The sequence below is a fragment of the Salipiger sp. genome, assembly GCF_048261495.1.
GTDB lineage: Bacteria > Pseudomonadota > Alphaproteobacteria > Rhodobacterales > Rhodobacteraceae > Salipiger.
Map to the genome: position 1 here is coordinate 110,443 of NZ_JBLXFX010000001.1, position 22,509 is coordinate 132,951.

The 22,509-nt window shown below is 69.2% G+C and carries 19 protein-coding genes; 12 read left to right on the top strand and 7 right to left on the bottom strand.

Annotated elements, in window-relative coordinates; genetic code table 11:
• Positions 1-45: 45 nt before the first annotated feature.
• The 4 genes from ACN0RJ_RS00540 to ACN0RJ_RS00555 are packed head-to-tail and all read left to right on the top strand — an operon-like array spanning position 46 to position 6,729.
• Positions 46-1,047 carry an AAA family ATPase gene (locus ACN0RJ_RS00540; RefSeq protein WP_417720608.1) on the top strand — a complete coding sequence of 334 codons (1,002 nt, stop codon included), beginning with the start codon at positions 46-48 and terminating at the stop codon, positions 1,045-1,047.
• Entirely contained in the window at positions 1,044-1,922 is an 879-nt protein-coding gene (locus tag ACN0RJ_RS00545; protein WP_417720609.1) for a DUF58 domain-containing protein, read from the top strand. The genes ACN0RJ_RS00540 and ACN0RJ_RS00545 overlap by 4 nt, the downstream gene beginning before the upstream one ends.
• Positions 1,919-4,690 carry a DUF4159 domain-containing protein gene (locus ACN0RJ_RS00550; RefSeq protein WP_417723068.1) on the top strand — a complete coding sequence of 924 codons (2,772 nt, stop codon included), beginning with the start codon at positions 1,919-1,921 and terminating at the stop codon, positions 4,688-4,690. The genes ACN0RJ_RS00545 and ACN0RJ_RS00550 overlap by 4 nt, the downstream gene beginning before the upstream one ends.
• Positions 4,687-6,729 (top strand): glutamine amidotransferase, encoded by a 2,043-nt coding sequence (locus ACN0RJ_RS00555; protein ID WP_417723069.1) that lies wholly within the window; start codon positions 4,687-4,689, stop codon positions 6,727-6,729. The genes ACN0RJ_RS00550 and ACN0RJ_RS00555 overlap by 4 nt, the downstream gene beginning before the upstream one ends.
• Before the next feature lie 7 nt (positions 6,730-6,736).
• Here the strand turns inward: ACN0RJ_RS00555 and ACN0RJ_RS00560 are convergent, their stop codons facing one another.
• Together ACN0RJ_RS00560 and ACN0RJ_RS00565 are read right to left on the bottom strand one after the other, a co-directional pair.
• Positions 6,737-7,444 (bottom strand): DUF599 domain-containing protein, encoded by a 708-nt coding sequence (locus ACN0RJ_RS00560; RefSeq protein WP_417720612.1) that lies wholly within the window; start codon positions 7,442-7,444, stop codon positions 6,737-6,739.
• A 4-nt stretch (positions 7,445-7,448) separates the two neighbouring features.
• A complete protein-coding gene (locus ACN0RJ_RS00565; RefSeq protein WP_417720613.1) occupies positions 7,449-7,859 on the bottom strand; it encodes a CopD family protein in 411 nt (136 codons plus the stop codon).
• A 118-nt stretch (positions 7,860-7,977) separates the two neighbouring features.
• On the opposite strand from ACN0RJ_RS00565, the gene ACN0RJ_RS00570 reads away from it, so the two are divergent.
• The 7 genes from ACN0RJ_RS00570 to ACN0RJ_RS00600 all read left to right on the top strand — a co-directional run bounded on the left by ACN0RJ_RS00570 (position 7,978) and on the right by ACN0RJ_RS00600 (position 14,556).
• The gene (locus ACN0RJ_RS00570; protein ID WP_417723070.1) at positions 7,978-9,423 is read left to right on the top strand and encodes an FAD-linked oxidase C-terminal domain-containing protein; all 1,446 of its coding nucleotides are present in this window, start codon (positions 7,978-7,980) and stop codon (positions 9,421-9,423) included.
• 63 nt (positions 9,424-9,486) lie between these two features.
• A complete protein-coding gene (locus tag ACN0RJ_RS00575; RefSeq protein ID WP_417723071.1) occupies positions 9,487-10,611 on the top strand; it encodes an FAD-binding protein in 1,125 nt (374 codons plus the stop codon).
• Positions 10,608-10,952, top strand: coding sequence for a hypothetical protein (locus ACN0RJ_RS00580; protein ID WP_417723072.1), 345 nt, complete (start codon positions 10,608-10,610; stop codon positions 10,950-10,952). The genes ACN0RJ_RS00575 and ACN0RJ_RS00580 overlap by 4 nt, the downstream gene beginning before the upstream one ends.
• 11 nt (positions 10,953-10,963) lie before the next feature.
• Positions 10,964-12,247 carry a glycolate oxidase subunit GlcF gene (gene glcF / locus ACN0RJ_RS00585; RefSeq protein ID WP_417723073.1) on the top strand — a complete coding sequence of 428 codons (1,284 nt, stop codon included), beginning with the start codon at positions 10,964-10,966 and terminating at the stop codon, positions 12,245-12,247.
• Positions 12,248-12,333: 86 nt separating this feature from the next.
• The gene (locus ACN0RJ_RS00590) at positions 12,334-13,116 is read left to right on the top strand and encodes a trypsin-like serine peptidase (protein ID WP_417720618.1); all 783 of its coding nucleotides are present in this window, start codon (positions 12,334-12,336) and stop codon (positions 13,114-13,116) included.
• On the top strand, positions 13,113-13,946 hold the full coding sequence (locus tag ACN0RJ_RS00595) for a trypsin-like serine peptidase (RefSeq protein ID WP_417723074.1): 834 nt from the start codon (positions 13,113-13,115) through the stop codon (positions 13,944-13,946). Before ACN0RJ_RS00590 ends, ACN0RJ_RS00595 begins: the two co-directional genes overlap by 4 nt.
• 136 nt (positions 13,947-14,082) lie before the next feature.
• Positions 14,083-14,556: an Hsp20 family protein gene (locus tag ACN0RJ_RS00600; RefSeq protein WP_417723075.1), complete on the top strand. Its 474-nt coding sequence runs from the start codon at positions 14,083-14,085 to the stop codon at positions 14,554-14,556.
• A gap of 45 nt (positions 14,557-14,601) precedes the next feature.
• On the opposite strand, the gene ACN0RJ_RS00605 is transcribed toward ACN0RJ_RS00600, so the two are convergent.
• Positions 14,602-15,597, bottom strand: coding sequence for an NAD(P)-dependent alcohol dehydrogenase (locus tag ACN0RJ_RS00605; RefSeq protein WP_417723076.1), 996 nt, complete (start codon positions 15,595-15,597; stop codon positions 14,602-14,604).
• Positions 15,598-15,702: 105 nt separating this feature from the next.
• Here ACN0RJ_RS00605 and ACN0RJ_RS00610 point away from each other — a divergent pair, with 105 nt between their 5' ends.
• Entirely contained in the window at positions 15,703-16,617 is a 915-nt protein-coding gene (locus ACN0RJ_RS00610; RefSeq protein ID WP_417723077.1) for a LysR family transcriptional regulator, read from the top strand.
• A 127-nt stretch (positions 16,618-16,744) separates the two neighbouring features.
• Here ACN0RJ_RS00610 and ACN0RJ_RS00615 read toward each other — a convergent pair whose 3' ends face one another.
• From ACN0RJ_RS00615 to ACN0RJ_RS00630, 4 genes are all read right to left on the bottom strand, one after another.
• Positions 16,745-18,904, bottom strand: a complete 2,160-nt coding sequence (locus ACN0RJ_RS00615; protein ID WP_417723078.1) for an esterase-like activity of phytase family protein — start codon at positions 18,902-18,904, stop codon at positions 16,745-16,747.
• A gap of 141 nt (positions 18,905-19,045) precedes the next feature.
• A complete protein-coding gene (locus ACN0RJ_RS00620; RefSeq protein ID WP_417723079.1) occupies positions 19,046-21,067 on the bottom strand; it encodes a vWA domain-containing protein in 2,022 nt (673 codons plus the stop codon).
• Positions 21,064-21,594 carry an RNA polymerase sigma factor gene (locus ACN0RJ_RS00625; protein WP_417723080.1) on the bottom strand — a complete coding sequence of 177 codons (531 nt, stop codon included), beginning with the start codon at positions 21,592-21,594 and terminating at the stop codon, positions 21,064-21,066. Before ACN0RJ_RS00625 ends, ACN0RJ_RS00620 begins: the two co-directional genes overlap by 4 nt.
• 90 nt (positions 21,595-21,684) lie before the next feature.
• Positions 21,685-22,476, bottom strand: a complete 792-nt coding sequence (locus ACN0RJ_RS00630) for an alpha/beta hydrolase (RefSeq protein ID WP_417720626.1) — start codon at positions 22,474-22,476, stop codon at positions 21,685-21,687.
• Positions 22,477-22,509: the final 33 nt, after the last annotated feature.

The window sequence follows — 22,509 nt, forward strand, 5'->3', positions numbered from 1 at the left end:
GCGATACACTCCAACCGTAAATGATGAATTGCAAGGAGTCACCAGATGGCCGAAGACCTTGTCGCCGAGATCGAGGCGCTGGAAGTCAAACTCGCGGACGCGAAGGCCGCGATCACCAAGCGGTTCATCGGTCAGGAGCGCGTGGTCGACCTGACCCTCTCCGCGCTGCTCTGCGGCGGTCATGGTCTGCTCATCGGTCTGCCGGGACTGGGCAAGACCCGGCTGGTCGAAACGCTCTCGACGGTCATGGGGCTGAACGGCAATCGGATCCAGTTCACCCCAGATCTGATGCCCGCCGACATCCTCGGCTCCGAGGTTCTCGAGACGGGGATGGACGGGTCGCGGGCCTTCAAGTTCATACATGGTCCCATTTTCTGCCAGTTGCTGATGGCGGACGAAATCAACCGCGCCTCGCCCCGCACCCAGTCCGCGCTGCTTCAGGCAATGCAGGAAAAGGCGGTCACGGTCGCCGGGGAAACGCGCGCGCTCGAACTTCCGTTCCACGTTCTCGCGACGCAGAACCCCATCGAGCAGGAGGGCACCTATCCCCTGCCCGAAGCGCAGCTCGACCGTTTCCTCGTGCAGATCGACGTCGAATATCCCGACCGCAAGACCGAGCGGGACATCCTGCTGGCCACCACCGGGACGGAAGAGGCCGAAGCGCACCAGGTTTTCGACCCGGTCTCCCTGCTTGCCGCCCAGCGCCTGCTGCGGCGGATGCCGGTGGGCGATGCGGTGGTCGAGATGATTCTCGACCTCGTGCGCGCCTTCCGCCCCTCCGATCCGTCGGCCGGACAGCGGGTCAAGGACACGGTCGCTTGGGGCCCCGGCCCGCGCGCCGCGCAGGCGCTGATGCTCACCGTCCGCGCCCGCGCCCTGCTTCAGGGACGGCTTGCGCCCTCGCCCGAGGACGTGATCGACATGGCCCGCCCGGTGCTGGTGCACCGCATGGCGCTGACCTTCTCGGCGCGAGCGCGGGGTGAGGATCTCGGCGCGATCATCGACGATATCGCAGGCGGGTTGATCCGCACCGAGGCCGCCGCTTGAGCGACCAGATCGCCCTTCTTCGCCGCGACGCGCAGGAAGAAGCCTCGCGGTTTCCGGCGCTTCTGGCGCGGGCCGAGCATCTCGCGGGGACCGTTCTGCTGGGAGAGCACGGGCGCAGGCGTTCCGGTCTGGGCGACGATTTCTGGCAGTACCGCACGCTGCGGCCCGGAGACAGCTACCGCAACATCGACTGGCGGCGTTCGGCCCGCGGCGACGAGCAGTTCGTGCGGGAACGCGAATGGCAGATCGCCCAGAGCGTGATGCTCTGGGTCGATACCGGCGCGTCGATGCGGTTTTCCTCGGGCAAGGACCTGCCGACCAAGAGCGACCGCGCGCGCCTGGTCGCGCTGGCGGCGTCGATCCTGCTGGTCCGTGGCGGCGAGCGGGTGGGCTTCACCGGCTGGTCCCTGCCGCCGCGCAACGGCGACATCCAGATCCTGCGCCTGGCCGAGGCCCTGGCCACCGACGGCACCGAGGATTACGCGCCCCCGGAGGCGCGCGGGATGCTGCCCCATGCGCGGGCGCTGTTCGTCTCGGATTTCCTCGGCGATCTCGCGCCGGTCGAGGCTGCGCTGACAAAGGCCGCCGACCGCGGCGTGCGCGGCGCGCTACTGCAGGTGCTCGACCCCTCCGAAGAAAGCTTCCCCTTCAAGGGCCGCACGATCTTCGAAAGCGTCGGCAAGACCGTCGCCCATGAAACCCTGAAGGCCGGCGACCTGCGCGACCGCTACCTGCAGCGCCTGGCCGAGCGCAAGGGCCGCATCCGGGATCTGTGCCGGTTAACGGGTTGGCAATACTCTTGCCACCACACTTCGGACAGCGCGCAGAATGCGTTGCTCTGGCTCTACCGCGCGATGGACGGAGGCCACGGATGACGATGATCGGCCCACTGGGCTTTGCCGCACCCTGGCTGCTGCTGGGGCTCATAGCGCTGCCGGTGCTCTGGGTGATCCTGCGCGCGGTGCCCCCGGCACCGATCCGGCGGATGTTTCCCGGGGTCGTGCTGCTGCTCGGCCTGCAGGACGACGACCAGATCACCGACCGCACGCCGTGGTGGCTGTTGCTGATGCGGATGCTGGCGGCGGCTGCCGTCATCATCGGACTTGCCGGGCCGATCCTCGACCCGGAGACCGACGACCGGATCACCGGCACCGGGCCGATCCTCGTGGTGACGGATGCAAGCTGGTCCAGCGCGGCGGACTGGCGGGCCGAGATGCAGGGCCTCGACGCGCTGCTGTCGCGGGCCGAACGCGAGTCCCGCCCGGTGGCGCTGATCCGTCTGACCGATCCGCAACCGCCTCAATTCCAGGCCGCCGGCGTGCTGCGGTCGCGTCTCACCGGCATCCTGCCGGAGCCGTGGCAACCCGAACCGGCGCAGGTCGAGCGCGCCTTGGCCCTGCTTCCGGACGGGAATTTCGACACCTACTGGATGTCCGACGGCCTTGCCCGGGGCTCGCGCGGCGGGCTGCTCGACGCGCTGGAAGCGCGCGGCGCCGTGACGATCTTCGAAAGCCCCCGGTCGCACTACGCGCTGACCCCGGCACGGTTCGAGGACGGGCACATCCTGCTCGCCGCCCGCCGTCTGCGCCCCGGCCCCGCTGCCGAGGTGACGATCGCCGGGCACGGGCTGGATCCCGCCGGGAATCCCGCCGTGCTGGTGCGCACCCCGCTGACCTTCGACCAGAACGCGACCGAGGCCGAGCTGGAACTGAACCTGCCCTCCGAGCTGCGCGCGCGGATCACCCGGTTCGAGATCGACGGCGCCCGCAGCGTCGGCGCCGTCACCCTGCCCGACGATTCCCTGCGCCGCAGGGAGGTTGCGCTGATCGCCGGCAACGACAACCGCGAGGGGCTGGAGCTGCTCTCGCCGCTCTACTACCTGCAGAAGGCGCTTGTCCCCACCGCCGACCTGCTCGACGGATCGCTGACCGAAGTGCTGCCCGCCAATCCCGACGTGATCGTCCTGGCCGATGTCGCCACCCTTTCCCCCGCCGAGCAGGATGGCGTGCTGGAGTGGGTCGAGAAGGGCGGCACCCTGCTGCGTTTCGCCGGGCCGCGCCTTGCCGCAAGCGACATCAGCCGGGATTCCGAAGACCCGCTCATGCCCGTGCGCCTGCGCGCAGGGGGCCGCAGCGTCGGCGGCGCGATGAGCTGGGGCGAACCCAAGACCCTTGCGCCCTTTGCCGAGGAAAGCCCGTTCTTCGGGCTCGACATTCCGGCGGACGTGACGGTGGCGTCGCAGGTCATGGCACAGCCCGACCCGACGCTGGCCGACCGCGTCATCGCGCAGCTTTCGGACGGCACGCCGCTGGTCACGCGCAAGCGCGAGGGGCAGGGACAGATCGTTCTGTTCCATGTCACCGCGAATGCGGAATGGTCGAGCCTGCCGCTCTCCGGGCTGTTCGTGCGGATGCTGGACCGGCTGGCCGTGTCCTCCATGCCCGCCCGGCCCGATGCCGCCGAACTGGACGGCACGGTCTGGCAACCGATCCGGGTGCTGGACGCCTTCGGCAACGTGCGCGACGCGGGCACCCTGCCCGGCGTCGAAGGACCGAAGCTTCTGGTCGATCCGCTCGGCCCGAACCTGCGCCCCGGCCTCTACCAGGGCGAGGATCGCAGCCTTGCCCGCAACGTCGTGACCGCGGAGACCCGGTTCGAGCCCGTCACATGGCCCGACGGCGTCCCCGTCGAAGGCCTGTCCCGCCCGCAGGAAACCCCGCTCGGCGGTTGGCTGCTGGCGCTGGCCATCGCCCTTCTGCTGGCCGATGTCATCGCCTCGCTCGCGCTGTCCGGACGGTTGCGCGGCGGGCGGCCCGTGGCGGCGGCCCTGCTCGCGGGGCTGATGCTGATGCCTGTCGACAGCCGTGCCCAGGAGGCCGCGCCGGATGACGGCTTTGCGCTCCAGGCCACGGCCGAGGTGACGCTGGCACATGTGATCACCGGCGATCCGCGCATCGACGACGTGGCGCAGGCCGGGCTGTTCGGCCTGTCCGAGATCCTGTTCTTCCGCACCTCTGTCGAGCCGGCGGAACCGATGGGCGTGGACCTGGAAACCGACGAGCTGGCCTTCTTTCCGCTGCTCTACTGGCCCGTCACGCCCAGCCAGCCAACCCCGTCGCCTGCCGCCTATGCCAAGCTCAACGAATATCTCCGCTCCGGCGGGATGATCCTGTTCGACACGCGCGACGCGGATGTGGCGGGCTTCGGCGCCGCCTCGCCCGAGGGGCGCAAGCTGCGCGACCTCGCCGCGCCGCTCGACATTCCGCCGCTGGAACAGGTGCCGCAGGACCACGTGCTGACCCGCACCTTCTACCTGCTCCAGGATTTCCCCGGCCGTTACAACAGCCGCGATGTCTGGGTCGAAGCCGCGCCCCCCGATGCCGAACTGGTCGAGGGGATGCCGTTCCGCAACCTCAACGACAACGTGACGCCGGTGGTGATCGGCGGCAATGACTGGGCCTCGGCCTGGGCGATGGACGAGCGCGGCAATCCGATGATCCGCATCGGCTCCGGCTTTGCAGGGGAACGCCAGCGCGAGATCGCCTACCGCTTCGGGGTCAACCTCGTGATGCACGTGCTCACGGGCAACTACAAATCCGACCAGGTTCACGTGCCTGCGCTTCTCGACAGGCTGGGACAATGACCGGACAGATCGTCTTCGACCCGCTGCTGCCGTGGCCGGTGATCGCCGTGCTCGGCGTCCTTGCCGTCGCGGGGGTGATCCTTGCCCTGTGGCGCGGGCTGGCGGGCTGGCCGCTGCGCTTCTTTGCCGGGTTCGTGCTGATCGCGGCGCTGGCCCAGCCGTCCTTCCAGCAGGAGGATCGTGCGCCGCTGTCCGACATCGTGCTGATGGTGGTCGACACCTCGGCCTCGCAGAACCTTTCGGACCGGCTGACGACCACCGAGGACGCCGCCGCCACGCTGGAGGCACGCCTGGCCGCGCGTCCCAATACCGAAATCCGCCGGATCGAGGTCGGCGACGGCGAGGGCGATACCGGAACCCTGCTGATGACCGCCCTTTCCGAGGCGATGGCCGAGGAACCGCGCGGCCGCATCGCCGGGGTGTTCCTGCTGTCGGATGGCCGCCTGCACGATCTCGACCGCGCGCCGTCGCTGCCCGCGCCGATGCACCTGCTGATGACCGGCCGCGAGGAGGACTGGGACCGGCGCCTCATCGTGCGCAATGCCCCCGCCTTCGCCATCTTGGGAGAGCCCGTCACCCTGACCGTCCGGGTCGAGGATGACGGCGCCGCGCCGGCGGCGGACCGCACACAACTGCGAATCTCGGTCGACGGTGCGGAACCGCAAAGCCTGACGGTTCCTGTCGGCGAGGATGTGGAACTGCCGATCACCCTGCCCCACGGCGGGCTGAACGTGATCCAGTTCACCGTCGACACCGCCGAGGGCGAACTGACCGACCGCAACAACACCGCGCTTGTGCAGATCAACGGCGTCCGCGACCGCCTGCGCGTATTGCTGGTGTCGGGCGAACCTCATGCCGGGTCGCGCACCTGGCGCAACCTGCTGAAATCCGACAGCTCGGTCGACCTCGTGCATTTCACCATCCTGCGCCCGCCGGAAAAGCAGGACGGCGTACCGGTGACCGAACTTTCGCTGATCGCCTTCCCCACGCGCGAGCTGTTCCTGGAGAAGATCGAGGATTTCGACCTCATCATCTTCGACCGGTACAAGCGGCGCGGCATCCTGCCCGCGATCTACCTCGACAACGTGCGCAACTATGTCGAGAAGGGCGGCGCCGTGCTGGTCGCCGCCGGGCCGGATTTCGCCTCGGCCGACAGCATCTACCGCTCTCCGCTTGCCGATATCCTGCCGGCCGAACCTACCGCCCGCGTGGTGGAGGAAGGCTTCCGGCCGACCGTCACCGATCTCGGCCACCGCCACCCTGTCACCGCCGGGCTGCTCGGCGCGGAAACCTGGGGCCGCTGGCTGCGGCAGGTCGAGGTTGAACCTCTGCCCGACGCCGACGTGGTCATGTCCGGCGCGGGGGACCGTCCGCTGCTGGTGCTCGACCGCGTGGGCGAAGGGCGCGTGGCGCTGATTGCCTCGGACCAGGCCTGGCTCTGGTCGCGCGGGTTCGAAGGCGGCGGGCCGCAGCTCGACCTGCTGCGCCGCCTCGCGCATTGGATGATGAAGGAACCCGAGCTCGAGGAGGAGGCGATCTGGGCCGAACCCACCGGCCAGACCATGCGCATCATCCGCCGCACGCTCGAAGACAGCGTCGGCGCCGTGACCGTGACCCGCCCCGATGGCGAAACCGAGGAGGTGACGCTGGAAGAGGTCTCGCCCGGCCGCTTCGAAGCGATCTACGAGGGGCCCGAGATCGGCCTCTACCGACTGAAGGAAGGCGATCAGGAAGCCGTAATCGGCCTCGGCCCCTCGGCCCCGAAGGAATTCGAGCAGACCATCGCCAGCGGCGAGGCGCTGGAGCCGGTGATCGACTCCATGCGCGGCGGCGTGCTCCGGCTGGAGGACGGGGTGCCGACGATCCGCGCGGTCAGCGCCGGTCGTCCCGCGGCCGGTCGCGGCTGGGCCGGCATCACCCCGCGCGAGGCCTACGAGACGATGGACGTGACACAGATCCCGCTGCTGCCCGCCTGGCTGACGCTGCTGCTGGCCTCGGCCTTCATCGTCGGAGCCTGGCTGCGCGAGGGGCGCCGCTGATCCCGGATCAGCGATCCGTCTCCGGGTCCGGTGCCACGAGCACTTCGCGCGACCGGGAGACGAACTCCCGCCGCAGGATCACGATCAGGGCCAGCAGCGCCGCACCGATCAGCGGCGCGGCCCCGACCAGCCAGGCTGCCGACGCGATGCCGAAATACACCGTGCGCAGGCCGCGATTGTAGCTCTTGGCCGCGAAGATGTTGATCTCGGCCGCCTTCCCGGCGCGGGCATAGGCGGTTTCGGAGGCATCGTTGGGCACCGCCCCCATCATCACCGAGCAGTAGCCGAACAGCCGGTTCGACCAGACGAATTTCAGAAAGGCATTGGCGGCGAAGAGAAGGGTGAGGATGAGCTTCACCTCCCACACCACCTCGGGGTCGTTGCCCACCGCGAGGTCGTCCGCCACGCCCCGCAGCCGGTCCGGATTGCCGAGCAGGGCAAAGATGCCGCCGATCGCGATCATCGAGGCGGAGGCGAAGAAGGCCGTGCTCTGCCGCAGCGATCCGACGATCTGGGAATCGAAGATCCGCGGTTCGCGGGTCACGAACTGGTGCATCCAGATCCGCCGGTAATTCGCCATCAGACGCGACACCGAGGGGCGCCGCGCGGGCGGATTCTCGATGATCAGGGTGCTTCCGGCCCAGCAGATGACCAGCACCATCACCGCGACGAGGTCGACGGGCGAGAAATGCGCGAGGTGGGAAAGATCCGCCATGACGTCAGAACGGCTTGGCCACGACGACCCAGAGGATCGCGATCACCGCCACGACGCTGATTTCGTTAAAAATGCGCAGGAAAAGATCGCTTTCCCGGAAGTCTCCGCGCTTGGCGCGCATGACGAGCACGCCGGTCCAGACGTAATGCCCGGCCAGCAGGAGGACGAGCACCAGCTTGACATGCACCCAGGCCGGCCAGGACCAGTCGGCGGCCAGCCAGAGCCCCGTCGCGGCCGCGATCACGCCGAGACCGGCCGAAAAGCGATAGAGGCGCAGCGTCAGATCGCCCAGCGGTCCGAATTCCCCGAGACGGGCATGTTCGCGCTTCCAATAGATCAGCGCGCGCGGCACGGCGAAGATGGAGGTCATCCATCCCATGACGCAAAGCAGATGTACGATCTTGACCCAGTCCATGCTCCGTTAGTGCTATCTTTTCACTGTGATGCGCAAGATGCCGCAAGCGCGCAGGGGAAAAGGTCTGGCGAATGCGGGAAATTGGTTATATGACTTTACCAATTCAAGGGAGGTGCCCATGCAGATGCCGGAACCCGATGCCAGCGTGCTGGCCCGAAAATCCGAGATCGTCGCGCGGTTGCGCGGCGTTCTGCCCGCGGATGCGGTGATCGACGATGCCTTCGAAACCCGCGCCTACGAATGCGATGCCCTCACCGCCTACCGCTGCCCGCCGCTCTGCGCGGTGCTGCCCTCCTCGACGGAAGAGGTGTCTGCGGTGCTGAGGATCTGCCACGAGGAAGGCGTGCCGGTGGTGCCGCGCGGCTCCGGCACCTCGCTTGCGGGCGGTGCGTTGCCGACGGCCGATTGCGTGATCCTCGGCGTGGCCCGGATGAACGCGGTGCTGGCGACGGATTATGCCAACCGCATCATCCGCGTGCAGACCGGGCGCACCAACCTGTCGGTGACCGGCGCGGTGGAGGAGGCGGACTTCTTCTATGCGCCGGACCCCTCGTCGCAGCTGGCCTGCGCCATTGCCGGGAACATCGCGATGAATTCCGGAGGGGCGCATTGCCTCAAGTACGGAGTGACGACGAACAACCTGCTCGGGGTGACCATGGTGCTGATGGACGGCACCGTGGTCGAGATCGGCGGCGCGCATCTGGATGCGCCGGGGCTGGATCTGCTCGGGGTGATCTGCGGCTCCGAAGGGCAGCTCGGCGTGGTGACGGAGGCGACCCTGCGCATCCTGCGCAAACCCGAGGGGGCGCGACCCGTGCTGATGGGATTCGATGCGAACGAGGTGGCCGGGGCCTGCGTGTCCGACATCATCAAGGCCGGTGTGCTGCCCGTCGCGATCGAGTTCATGGACCGCCCCTGCATCGAGGCCTGCGAGGCCTTTGCCCATGCCGGGTATCCCATGTGCGAGGCGCTTCTGATCGTCGAGGTCGAGGGGTCGCCCGCCGAGATCGACGAACAGCTCGGCCTGATCCTGCAGATCGCCCGGCGCCACGACCCGGTGGAATTGCGCGAGGCGAAGGATGCCGACGAGGCGGGGCGCATCTGGCTCGGCCGCAAGAGCGCCTTCGGGGCGATGGGCCAGATCAACGACTACATGTGCCTCGACGGGACCATCCCGGTGACCGCGCTGCCGCAAGTGCTGTCGCGGATCGGCGAGATGTCGGAGCAATACGGCCTGAAGGTCGCCAACGTGTTCCACGCCGGGGACGGCAACATGCATCCGCTGATCCTGTTCGATGCCAACAAGCCGGGCGATCTGGAGCTGTGCGAGGCCTTCGGCGCGGACATCCTGAAGCTCTGCGTGGAGGTGGGCGGTTGTCTCACCGGCGAGCACGGCGTGGGGATCGAGAAGCGCGACCTCATGGAGACCCAGTACGATCCCGCCGATCTCGAGGCGCAGATGGCGGTGAAGGACGTGTTCGATCCGGACTGGCTGCTCAACCCGGCAAAGGTGTTCCCGCTGGGTGTCTCGAAACCCCGGCGGGAGCGCGGCCTGGCGGCGTAGCGGGGGCGCCGCCCCCATCGCCTCCGGCGATTCCCCCGGGATATTTGGAAACCAGAGAAGACCATGAGACCAGAAACCGAGGCCGAACTGGCCGAGATGATCAGGACGGCGGGCGGCCCGCTGCATGTGCGGGGCGGCGGAACCCGCGCCATCGGACGGCCGGTGACGGGCGAAGTTCTCGAGACCGGCGGACTGTCGGGGATCGCATTGTACGAGCCGGGCGCGCTGACCCTCGTGGCGCGGGCGGGGACGCCCCTGGCCGAGGTCGAGGCGGCGCTGGCGGCGGAGGGGCAGCGCCTGCCGTTCGAGCCGATGGATCACCGCGGTCTGCTCGGCACCGGTGGGGAGCCTACCGTCGGCGGCATGGCGGCGGCGAATGTTTCGGGCCCGCGGCGTATCCAGGCGGGAGCCTGCCGGGATTACATGCTCGGCGTGCGCTTTGTCGACGGCACCGGGACGGTGGTGCGCAACGGCGGGCGGGTGATGAAGAACGTCACCGGCTACGATCTGGTCAAGCTGATGGCCGGGAGCTGGGGCACGCTCGGGGTGCTGAGCGAGGTCGCCTTCAAGGTGCTTCCGACGCCGGAGAGTTCGGCCACGTTGCGCATCGCGGGACTGGCCGAGACGGAGGCCGTGCGCGTCATGTCCGAGGCGCTGGGGTCGCCCTTCGAGGTGACGGGGGCGGCGCATCTCCCCGTCGGGGCGGAGGGTCGCGGCGAGACCCTGCTGCGGATCGAGGGGTTTTCCGAATCGGTCGCCTACCGGGCCGGCCGGTTGCGGGAGCTGTTTGCGGGTCGGGAGGTCTCGGTCGAGACCGACGCCGGTGCGGTGGCGGCACTCTGGGCGGGCATCCGCGACGTGGCGCCGTTTCACGGGGCGGTGGGCGATGTCTGGCGCCTTTCCTGCAAGCCGTCGGACGCGCCGGGCCTTGTCGCGCGGCTGTCGCCCGAAGCGGTGCTCTACGACTGGGGCGGCGGGCTGGTCTGGGCGCTGATGAAGGCGGGCGTGGACGCGCGCAAGCTGATCAACCCGCTTGCGGGCCACGCCATGCTGGTGCGTGCGGGCGAGGCGAGCCGAGCCCTGCTTCCCGCCTTCCATCCCGAACCGGCCCCCGTGGCCGCCCTGTCGGAGGGGATCCGGCGGAAATTCGATCCCAAGGGATTGCTGAACCCGGGTCTGATGACATGACGCAGGAAACCATCGCGACGTTTGTGCTTTGTTTTGCCGCCGGTCCGGCGATCTATGTCGGCCTGATGCGGCTGCGCCCGGGGGTGGTGCCGTTGACCGGGCTGGCGATGATCGCCATGACGGCAATGGCCGGGGCCATCGGGCTGCGCATCCTCGGAGGGGCGCTGCCGTCGCTCGGGATGCTGTGGTTGTCCTGGATTCTGGTCCTCGCGCTCGGGGCGCTGGCGCTGCGGCGCCGGGTCCGGGGCCGGCAGCTTGCCCGGTGGGTGACGCTGGCCGGGTTGCTGGCGACCACGGCCCCGTGGTTCGGCCTGGCCACCGCGCAACTCCTCTCTTCCTGAACCGAGACGACATGCAAACCAATTTCACAGACGAACAGCTCAAGCAGCCCGGCACCGCCCGCGCCAACGAGATCCTTCGCGCCTGCGTGCATTGCGGTTTCTGCACCGCGACCTGCCCGACCTATCAGGTCCTGGGCGACGAGCTCGACAGCCCGCGGGGGCGGATCTACCTCATCAAGGACATGATCGAGAACGATCGCGTGCCGGATGCGCGGACAGTGACCCATATCGACCGCTGCCTGAGCTGCCTTGCCTGCATGACGACCTGCCCCTCCGGCGTGCATTACATGCACCTGGTCGACCATGCCCGCGCCTATATCGAGGAGCGTTACGAACGGCCCTGGCAGGATCGCGCGCTGCGCTGGGTTCTGGCGAGGATCATCCCATACCCGACCCGGTTCCGGCTGGCCCTGCTGGGGGCGAAGATCGCGCGCCCGCTGGCGCGATACCTGCCGGACCCGCGGCTCAGGGCGATGATCGAGATGGCGCCGCGGGTCATCCCGCCGGTCAGCCGCAACGACGATCCCCAAAGCTTTGCCCCCGTGGCGCCACGCCGCAAGCGGGTGGCGCTGATGACCGGCTGCGCCCAGAAGGCGCTGAACACCGACATCAACGACGCCACGATCCGGCTGCTGACGCGGCTCGGCTGCGAGGTGGTGGTCGCCGAAGGGGCCGGCTGCTGCGGGGCGCTGACCCATCACATGGGCAAGGCGGACGAGGCGCACGGCTCGGCCGAGCGCAACATCCGCGCCTGGACATCCGAGATGGAGGGCGAAGGGCTGGACGCCATCGTCATCAACACCTCGGGCTGCGGGACCACCGTCAAGGATTACGGCCACATGTTCCGCACCGGGCCGCTGGCCGAGAAGGCGGCGCGGGTCTCCGCCCTCGCCAAGGATATCAGCGAGGTGTTGATGACGCTGGATCTTCCCGAGGGCGCGCCGAAGGATCTGAAGGTTGCCTATCACGCCGCCTGCTCGCTCCAGCACGGGCAGAAGATCAAGACCTTTCCGAAGGATCTTCTGAAGCGCGCCGGGTTCCAGGTGGTCGAGCCCGCCGACAGCCATCTTTGCTGCGGCAGCGCGGGGACGTACAACCTGCTCCAGCCGGAGATTTCCGGCAAGCTGAAGGCGCGCAAGGTGCGCACGCTCGTAGCGAAGTCGCCCGACATCATCGCCGCGGGCAATATCGGTTGCATGATGCAGATCGGCTCCGGCACTGCGGTGCCGGTGGTCCATACCGTGGAACTGCTGGACTGGGCCACCGGGGGGCCGAAACCGGCAGCCCTGGCCTGACGGTCCGGCGGGGATTTCCGCCGGATCCGCCCAATTTTTGACAAATCCTCGACCTAACCTGCCGGAACAAGACGGAGTGCGGGCGTTTGAAAGCCATCCTGACCTTTCTGGCGATCTGCCTCGGCGCATCGGCTTCGGCCGAAGGCGGGCTGTTTTCCATGGACAGCCGGGAGAACGGTCGCAATTGGGAAGCTGTCGGCCGACTCGAGATTTCCGGCACGGCGTTCTGCACCGGCGCGCTGATCGCGCCCGACCTGGTGCTGACCGCCGCGCATTGCCTGTATGACACCGCCACCGGCGCACGGGTGCCGGTCGAGGAGATCCAGTTTCTCGCCGGGTGGCGCAGCGGGCGGGCGGCGGCCTACCGCCGCGTGAAGCAGGCGATCGCGCATCCCGACTACGATTTCCGGGGCCCCGCCAGCCCGGACCGTGTGCGCAACGATCTTGCCCTGGTGGAGCTGCAGCTTCCGATCCGCAACACCACAATCACCCCGTTCCGCACCGGCCACGGCCCGGAGACCGGCGACGAGGTCGGCGTGGTGTCCTACGCCCATGACCGCTCCGAAGCGCCGTCGATGCAGGATCTCTGCAAGGTGATGAACCGTCAGGACGGCATGCTGGTGCTGAGCTGTACGGTCGATTTCGGCAGTTCCGGATCGCCGGTGTTCAGCTTTGCCGAGGGCGAGCCGACCATCGTTTCGGTCATTTCCGCCAAGGCGGAAGCCGACGGCCAGCCGGTTTCCCTGGGCACGGCGCTGGCCGATCCGTTGCAGACGCTGCTGGACTCGATCCACGAGCAGGACGGGGTGCGCAGCGTCCTGGCCGCCGGGACCCGCCGCGAGACCGGCGCGAAGTTCGTGAAGCCATGAGGCGGGCCGCGGCGCTTGCCCTGGCTCTCGCCGCGCTTTTCGCCGCGCAGGGCGTGCGGGCGCAGGGACAGGCCGTGCTCGACGTGATGGACAACCGCGGCGCCATGCTGGGCTGGGAAGCCGTCGGCCGGCTCGACACGCCGGGCGGGTTCTGCACAGGGGCGCTGATCGCGCGGGACCTGGTCCTCACCGCCGCGCATTGCGTCTTCGACCGTGCCAGCGCCGCGCCGATCCCGGCGGGCCGCATCCTGTTCCGGGCGGGCTACCATCGCGGCACGCAGATCGCGGCGCGCGAGGTGTCGGCCTGGGTCGTCCCGCCGAATTATCGCCCCGCGCCGGGCGGCTACCAGTCGGGGCCGGCCATCGCCTCGGACGTTGCGCTGCTCAAGCTGTCCTCGCCGATATTCTCCTCCGAGGCGGACCCGTTCATCATCCACGAAAACCCGCCGGAGGGCAGCACGGTCAGCGTCGTCTCCTACGGGCGCGGCCGCGAGGAGGTGCTCTCGCGCGAGCGGGACTGCGCGGTGGTCGAGCGCTACCGGAACGGGGAGCTGGCGTTCGACTGCGACGTCACCTTCGGCTCGTCCGGGGCGCCGGTGTTCATCCGCGACAACGGGCGGCTGCGCATTCTCGCGGTGATGTCGGCGATCCGGCAGGACGAGCGGGGGCGGACCACGGTCGCCTTCGGGCCCGGTGTCGCCGGGGTCGTTCCCGCCCTCGCCGCGCGGCTGCGCAAGGACGACTCCCGCGCCACACCGGGGACCGGGGCGCGGCGGGTCGGCGTCGGTGGGGAACGTCGTGCCGGAGGCGCGCGTTTCGTGAGGCCCTGAGGGCTTGAAACCGCCCCCTGCCTTCCCCAATTCAAGGAAACCGGAGCGCCTGTGTCAGGGCTTCGGATCTCTCAGCCGCCTGTCCCGCCCATGGGAAGGCGCATCACATACGGTATCGCTTTACGGAGGATGACCAATGCGACACTTCGATCTCGCGCCCCTTTACCGCGCAACCGTCGGCTTCGACCAGATCGCCGACCTGATGGACCGGGCCCTGTCCAGCGACGTGAGCCAGTCCAGCTACCCCCCTTACAACATTGAGAAAACCGCCGATGATGCCTATCGCATCTCGATCGCGGTCGCCGGGTTCGCCGATGCCGACCTGTCGGTCGAGGTGAAGGAAGGACAGCTTGTCGTCTCTGCCCGCAAGGCCGACGAGGACAACGGCCGCACCTACCTGCACCGCGGCATCGCCACCCGCGCCTTCGAGCGCCGGTTCACCCTGGCCGACCACGTGCGCGTGACCGGTGCCAGCCACGAGAACGGCATGCTGCACATCGACCTCAAGCGGGAGATCCCCGAGGCGCTGAAGCCGCGCCGGATCGCGATTGCCGCCGGATCCGCCCCGGCCGTCGAAAAGGACGTGGTGGACGCCGAAGCCGTCAACTGATCGGCTGATATCTCGCGAAGCCCCGGCCGTTCGGCCGGGGCTTTTTCATGCGCGCAGGCGCTGTTCCGCGGGCTCTGCAACGTCGATCACCACGGCACCGCGCTTGTGCCGCGCCTCGACGAAGCGGTGGGCCTCGACGATGCGATCGAGCGGGAAGCGCGCGCCGATGACCGGGCGCAGCTTGCGCTGCTCGAGAAGGGTGACGAGCGCCGCCAGATCCTCGGGCCGGTCGTCGTTCACGTGCAGCGCCATGCGGGGCCCGCCCGCGATCCGTGCCCGCAGCAGGTGCCCGAGATCCCGCAGACCGAAGTTCAGCGGGAGGAAAAGTCCGTCCTTTTTCAGCACCTTGCGCATCATCGGCCAGGTCGTCGCGCCGACGGTGTCAAAGACGAGATCATGGCGTTCCCGCCCCCGCGCGAGGTCGTCCTTGCGATAATCCAGCACCTCGTCCGCGCCGAGATCCCGCAGGAAATCGGCGTTTTCGGCACCGGCGACGGCAGTCACGCGGGCACCCAGCGCCTTGGCGATCTGCGTGGCATAGGCCCCGACTCCGCCCGAGGCACCGACGATGAGCACGCTCTGACCGGGCCTCAGCTGCGCCACGTCGCGCAGGAAGACAAGCGCGGCCAGACCTCCGAAGGGCAATGCGGCGGCCTCGGCATCCGGGAGCCCCTCGGGCACCTTCTGAAGGGCGGCGGTTTCGGGCGCGACGGCATAGTCTGCATGACCTCCGCTGCCGATGAAGCCGAAGATCCGGTCCCCCGGGGCAAAGCGGGTCACACCGGGCCCGACGGCGGCCACCACGCCCGCGACATCGGTGCCGAGCACGCGGTTCCGGGGCCGGAACAGGCCGGCATAGAGCCGCCCGGCCAGCCACAGCCCGCCGGGGAAGGCGGAGGCACGCAGGCGCCAGTCGGCAGTGGAGAGGGCGGAGGCGCCGACGCGGATCAGCACCTCGCCCCGACCGGGAACCGGGGTCGGAATTTCGGTCACGGAGACGGTCTCGGCAGGGCCGTAATTTTCGTAAACTGCTGCTTTCATTTGATAATTCCTTGTCCTGACGAGGATCTGAATGGTCCCTGCAACATACCCATGCGAAAAAACATTTCCATTGACAGAATCTGCATGATGTCCATGCATGAATGCATGGATTGGACACATGTGGCCTTTGACTGGAACCGCGCGCGGGCGTTTCTCGTGACCGCGGAGGAGGGATCGCTCTCGGCGGCGGCGCGGGCGCTGAAGATGACGCAGCCGACGCTCGGGCGGCAGGTCTCGGCGCTGGAGGAGGAACTGGGTGTCACGCTGTTCGACCGGCAGGGGCGCGGGCTGACGCTGACCGAGAGCGGCATGGCGCTGGTCGAGCACGTGCGCCGGATGGGCGAGGCGGCGGGGCGCGTCTCGCTGGCCGCGAGCGGGCAGGCGCAGGGCGCCGAAGGCTCCGTCACCGTCACCGCCTCCGAGGTCTATGCGATGTGGCTGCTGCCCGTCGTCGCCGCAAAGCTGAGACGACAAGCCCCCGGAATCACGCTGGAAATCGTCGCGGCGAACGAGGTGCGCGACCTCGGGCGGCGGGAGGCGGACATCGCCATACGCAATGCCCGGCCCGAACAGCCCGACCTGATCGCAAGGCAGATCGCCACCGACAGCGCCGCCTTCTACGCCGCGCCGCGCTACCTTGAAACGCTGGGGCCGGTGAAGCGGCTGGAGGACCTGGCGCGGGCCGCCTTCATCGGGTTCGACCCGCTGGGACGCTACATCGGCTACCTGAACCAGATCGGGCTGGCGGTGACGGAGGCGAATTTCCCGGTGGTCAGCACCAGCCACCTCGTCCAGATGGAGATGGCCCGCGCCGGGCTGGGGATCTGTGCGGTGTCCCGGGGGATGGGCGACGCCGATGCCGGGTTGCGACGGGTTCTGCGCGCGCCGCCGGACATTCGCTATCCGGTGTGGCTGGTGGCCCACAGGGAGGTGCGGACGAGCCACCGCGTCCGGCTGGTCTATGACCTGCTTGCCGACACAATTCCGGGGCTGTTGCAAAAGCGGCGCGCGGTGCCGTGACGGTTCCGGGGCCGCGCCCCGGCGTACGAGTCGTACATCGCGGCGGTACGGATCGCAAAAGCCCCGCCGGAGGGTGATCCGGCGGGGCCTTCTGACATTTCAGGCCGAAAGTGTCAGCCGCGAAATCTCAGTCGAGTTTGAAGGACCAGAAGAAGGTCTCGCCCGAGCTGTCGTCGACGCCGTCGTTGTCGGTCGAGACGTAGACGGTGCCGTCCCGGGTGATCGCCAGGCCCTCGATCTTGTCGACCGCGTAGCCGTTCCAGGACAAGAGGTCGGGGAGCAGGTCGCGGACCTCTTCCTTGGTCACGACGGGCAGCTCGCCACCGAGGACGGCGGGCACCATGTCGGCCGCGGGGATGCGGTAGATCTTCTTGGTGACGGCCGCTTCGCCGATCTGGTTGTCGCGTTCGATCACGTAGAAGAAATCGCCATGGGCCACGATCTCGGACATGCCGACCCAGCCGGTGCCGGGCTTGGCCTTGGGATAGAGCACGGCGCCCCATTCGCCGGAGTCGGTGTTGTAGGACACCAGCTTGACGTGGTCCGCGGGATCGCCGCCCCATTCGCGCTGCACGACCATCCAGAGGGTGTCGCCGACGCGGGTGACGCCTTCGAAGCCGAAGCGGGTTTCCCCGGCGAGCAGTTCGGCGGGCAGGCCGATCTCGTCCTTGATCTCGCCCTTGGCGTTCACGTGGTAGATCGCGTGCGGGATGACGCGGTCGGTGCGGCCTTCGGAGGCGACCCAGAACCCGCCGTCGCCGTCGGTGGTGATGCCTTCGAGGTCGAGCTTCTGGGCGGGCATTCCGGCGCGGGTGATGCGCAGGGCCTTGGTGATCCGGGCCGGGGTGGCCGAGGGGTCGATGGTGAAGATCGTCGGCTGGTAACCGAAGAAGCTGTCGTTGATCGCGTAGACCATGCCGTCGTCACCCGCGACCATGCCGGAGATCGCGCCCCAGCCGATCAGCTCGTCCGCGCCTTCGGAGGTGAGCGTCGGGTACTGCGCCGGACCTTCGGCGTAGTCGTAGATCATCACGTGGCTGCGCACGCCGCCGTCCTCGATCAGGTCGGCTTCGTTCGCCGTGACCAGCAGGTTGCGCGACGGGATGGCGACCGCGCCTTCCGGGGCGATGCCCGAGGGCAGGATCTGCTTCAGCACCGGCGCGGCGGGGTCGGTCATGTCGTAGACCCCGACGACCGAGGCGCGCTCGGCCAGCAGGAACATGAAGGGCGTGCCGTCGAAGGTGGCGATCTCCATGCCCTCGGGTTCGACACCCTTGGCGTCGGAGCGCTTGTCCGGGTAGTGGCCGGTGCGGATCACGGCATGTTCGAAGGAGGTGCCGGATTCGTAGACCTCGGTGCCGTCCTTGGCGAAGACGGTGAAACCGCGGGAGCCGCCGTCCATGTCGCCTTCGTTGGCGATGGCGAAGTGGGTGTCGTCGATCCACTGCACCGAGTCGGGTTCGCGCAGGCGGTCGGGCTGGCTTTCGGTGAAGTTCAGCGCGCCGCGTTCGTCGGTGGCGTCGATCAGTTCGAGGTTGACCGAGCCGGCGGAGAAGTGGTTCAGCACCTCGCCCTGCTTGTTCAGCACGACGATGTGGTTGTTTTCCTGCAGGGTGAGGACGATTTCGCCCAGATCGTTCACGTCGACGAATTCGGGTTCGGGATCTTCGGGCGCGATGTCGGCGAGGCCGGTGACATCGGCCTTGATCAGGGTGTCGCACTGCGCCACGCCGTCGGCGATGTCGAGGATGGCGACATGGCCGGCGGGCATCTGGGGCACGCGGCCGTCGCCCAGATCCTCGTCACGCTCGTTCTCGATCGCGACGGTGACAAAGCTGCCGTCCCTGGCCAGCGCCACGGAATCGGGCTGACCGCCGAGGTCGCATTCGCCCGCAACCTCGCCCGAGAGCGCGTCGAGCATCACCAGCTTGCCCGACGGCGCGGTGTAGCTTTCCGAGGTGTTCACCCCGACGAAGGCCGTGGTGCCGAGGATGGCGACCGAGGTCGGCTCGCCGCCCATGTCGACATTGCCGAGCGGCTTGGGCGCGGCGGGGTCGGTGATGTCGATGCGGCCGATCACGCCCAGCGGGCTGTCGGTGTAGACCAGCGTCATGCCGTCTTCGGTGGCGTAGATGATCTCGGCCGAGGTCGCGCGGTCCCGGTCTTCGCCGTCGGCCATGTTGAGCGGCGTGGCAAAGCTGGAGATGCGGTTGAAGGTCATGTCCGCTGCGGCGGCGGAGGCGGTGATCGCCAGCGCCGAGGTCAGGCACAGAGTACGGAGTTTCATGGAGTCCCCCTGTTGGTTCCGGCCTTCGCCATGGGGCGTCCGCGCGACAGGGTCGTGACGGTTTGGTAACGGATTTGCGAAAGGACGCGGTCGCCGGCCGGGAGATCGGGGCGACCGCGTCCGTCATGGGCCGCGCGGGGTCTAGCGGGACAGGCTGTCGGCCAGCCGCATCAGCGAGATCGCCTCGCGCCGGTAGCCGAAGGCATCCTCGCCGCGCGCGCCGGTGGCGAGGTCGATGGCATCGCCGTAACCCCACCCGCCGAGCCAGGTGTCGCCGCGCAGAAGCCCGCCGAAGCCCGCGACGGCCAGCGCGAACCCGGCATCCGGCAGGGGCTGCGCGTCGGGCAGGATCGGGGCCTCGATCAGGCGGCTGCCGGTGTCGCCCGGCGCCTTGTAGCGCAGCCGCAGGAAACCGAGTTCGCCCGGCCCGCCCGCTGTGCCCGCTGCGCCCGCTCCGGCCGCTGTGCCCGCTGCGCCCGCTGTGCCCGCTGCGCCCGCTCCGGCCGCCGGTTCGGCGCCGTAGCGCAGCGGTTCGGTCAGGCGGGCATCGCTGCCGGCGGGCGTGATCTCGTAGAGCGCGGTGACCTGGTGGCCGGCACCGATCTCGCCCGCGTCGACGCGGTCGTTGTTGAAATCCTCGCGCCGCAGGGCGCGGGTCTCGTAGCCGATGAGGCGGTATTCGGCGACCTCGGCCGGGTTGAATTCGACCTGGATCTTGACGTCGTCCGCGATCGGGAACAGCGCGCCGGATAGCTGGTCGACCAGCACCTTCTGCGCCTCGGAGAGGGTGTCGATATAGGCCGCGGTGCCGTTGCCCGCCTGTGCCAGCGCCTGCATCGTGGCATCGTCGAGATTGCCGCGACCGAAGCCCAGGACGCTGAGATAGGTGCCGGAGACGCGCTTGGCGGCGATGTAGTCGGCGAGCGCCCCGGGATCGCTGAGCCCGACGTTGAAATCGCCGTCGGTGGCGAGGATGACGCGGGTCACCTCGCCCTCGGCGGTCATCTGCCCGGCGGTGGCATAGGCCTGTTGCAGCCCCTCCTGCCCCGCCGTGCCGCCGCCCGCGTCGAGCCGGTCGAGCGCGGCGAGGATGGTCTCGCGCTCGGAGGCCGGGGTCGGGTCGAGCACACGGCCCGCGCTGCCGGCATAGGTGACGATGGAGACCTCGTCCTGCGGTGCGAGCTGGCCGAGCAGGAGGCGGAAGCTCTGCTTGAGCAGCGGCAGCTTGGCCGGGTCCTGCATGGAGCCGGAGGTGTCGATGAGGAAGACGAGGTTGAGCGGCGCGCGCTCGGCCGGCAGCGCGCCCTGCACGCCGATGTGGACGATCCTGGTGCCGGGATTCCACGGCGTCGGCGTCACGCCGATGCTGGCGCGGAAGGCCTCGCCCGCTTCGGGGGCGGGGTAGTCGTAGGGGAAATAGTTCACCATCTCCTCGATCCGCACGGCCCCGGCGGGGGGCAGGTCGCCGCGCCGGAGCGTGTTGCGCAGGATCGACCAGGAGGCGGTGTCGACGTCGATGGAGAAGGTCGAGACGGGGTCCTGTGCGGTGATCCTGAGCGCGCTGCTGTCGAAGTCCGGATAGGCTTCGGTGCCGGTCTCGGGCGGCAGCAGGTGGACGTCGGGGGCGACGATGCCCGGCATGCGCTTGGCCGCCGGGGCGGCAAAGGTCCGCAGGTCTTCCATCGGCGCATCCGAGGCGGCCTCCGCCGCGCCGGCGGCCGCCATCGGCGCGGGTGCGGGCGCGGGCAGATCGCGGCCCGCGGGGGGCGCGGCGGTCAGCGCGTCGGCAACCGGGGCCTCGGCCATCGGGGCATCCGACAACGGGGCGTCGGCTTCGGTCAGGGTCGGCGCGGGGCCGGGGCGGCTGAGGTCGGCGCCTTGGATCACGGGGATCAGCGCCACCATCGCCAGCGCGGCAACGGCGGTCGAGGCGGCAAGCGCCCCGCGGGTGGACAGGGTGGACAACATGGTGCGTATTCCTCCGAAAATCCCGCCTTTCGGGCGGTCGGAAGTAGGACGCGCCGCATCCCGCGATCCTTGGAGGGCGTCGAAATTTTTCATCGCGAGGGCGATGTCCCCGGCCTTGCGGCGCGGCGCGGGGGTGGCCGCGTCCAGCGCGCGGGCGAGATCGTCGAGATCGTCGTGGTCGTGATTGCCGGTCATGCCTCGGCCTCCTTCATCGCGCGCAGGCGTTTGCGCGCCTCGGCGACGCGCCAGCTGATGGTGCCCTCGGCGACACCCAGCACCGCGCCCGCCTCGGCGTGGGAGACGCCGTCGAGCACCAGCGCCAGGGTGTCGCGCAGATCGTCCGGCAGCGCGGCCATGGCGCGGAGCAGCCAGTCGCTGCGCTCGGCTGCCTCGGAGAGCGCCGCCTGCCGGGCGCGTTCCCAGTCGCCCCAGCCCGCGGCGGCCCTTGCCCGGGTCGCGTGGCGGCGGCGGCGGTCGTGGGCGGCGTTGACCACGACGCGGTAGAGCCAGGTGCTGAGCCGGGCCCCGCCCCGGTAGCCCGCAAGCTTGGCGGGCAGGGCGGCGCAGATGTCCTGCGTCAGGTCCTCGGCCTCGGCCCGCGCGCCGGTGAGCCGGAAGGCGAGGCGGAAGACCCGGTCGTAGACGCGATCGAGCAACAGCGCAAAGGCCGCGCGGTCGCCCGCCGCGGCTGCCTCTGCCAGATCCTCGTCGCTCACATCCATGCGCATCACATACACTGGGACGCGGGCGGAACGGGACTCCTTGGTGCAACCCAAAATTTTTTCAAAAATTTTGGGCGCTCCGTTCCGCGGTCAGTCCGGGAGGAGCCGTCGCACCAGCGCGCTGTCCGGGTCGGTCAGGCCGTCGATCACGTCGAAGTGGTGCTTGCCCTCGTCGACCACCAGCCCGCAGCGCCAGGCGTCTTCGAGCCGGCGCGCCTGTTCGAGGAAGGCGGGGCGTTCGGCGCCGCCGACCAGGACCGTCACCGGGCGCGTCGGCGCGGGCTGGAAGATCGGGCTTTCGGCGCGCGCCTCGGCCTCGTCCAGCCCGAGGTCGGCGTTCATCGCGGTCTGCATCAGCGGGCGCAGGTCGGACAGCGGCGAGATCGGCATGACATGGGCCAGCCGCGCGGCGACCTCGGCCGGGAGCATGTCCGGCGCCAGCATCCGCGACACCAGGTGCCCGCCGGCGGAATGGCCGGTCAGCACCACGGGGCCGGGCACCTCGCGCGCGGCGACGCCGACGGCGGCGGCGACCTGCCGGGTGATGTCCGAGATCCGCACCCGCGGGCAGAGATCGTAGGACGGCATCGCCACGGCCCAGCCGCGCGCCAGCGGACCGGCGGCGAAGTGCGACCAGAGTTCGCGCCCGAAGCGCAGCCAGTAGCCGCCGTGCACGAAGACCACGAGCCCCAGCGGCACCCGGTCGGGCAGGAACAGGTCCAGCGCCTGCCGCACCCCGTGGCCGTACATGATCCCCGGGCGGCAGCGGCCGGCCACCGAGAGCGCGGCGCGGAAGGCCTCGGCCTGCTCCGCCCAGCGCGGCGGATAGGTTTCGGCCTGCGGGATGTAGGCCGTATTGGCATAGGCGTCGCTCAGGTCCATGACATTTCCCCTTTCGGCACTAGACTCCATTCC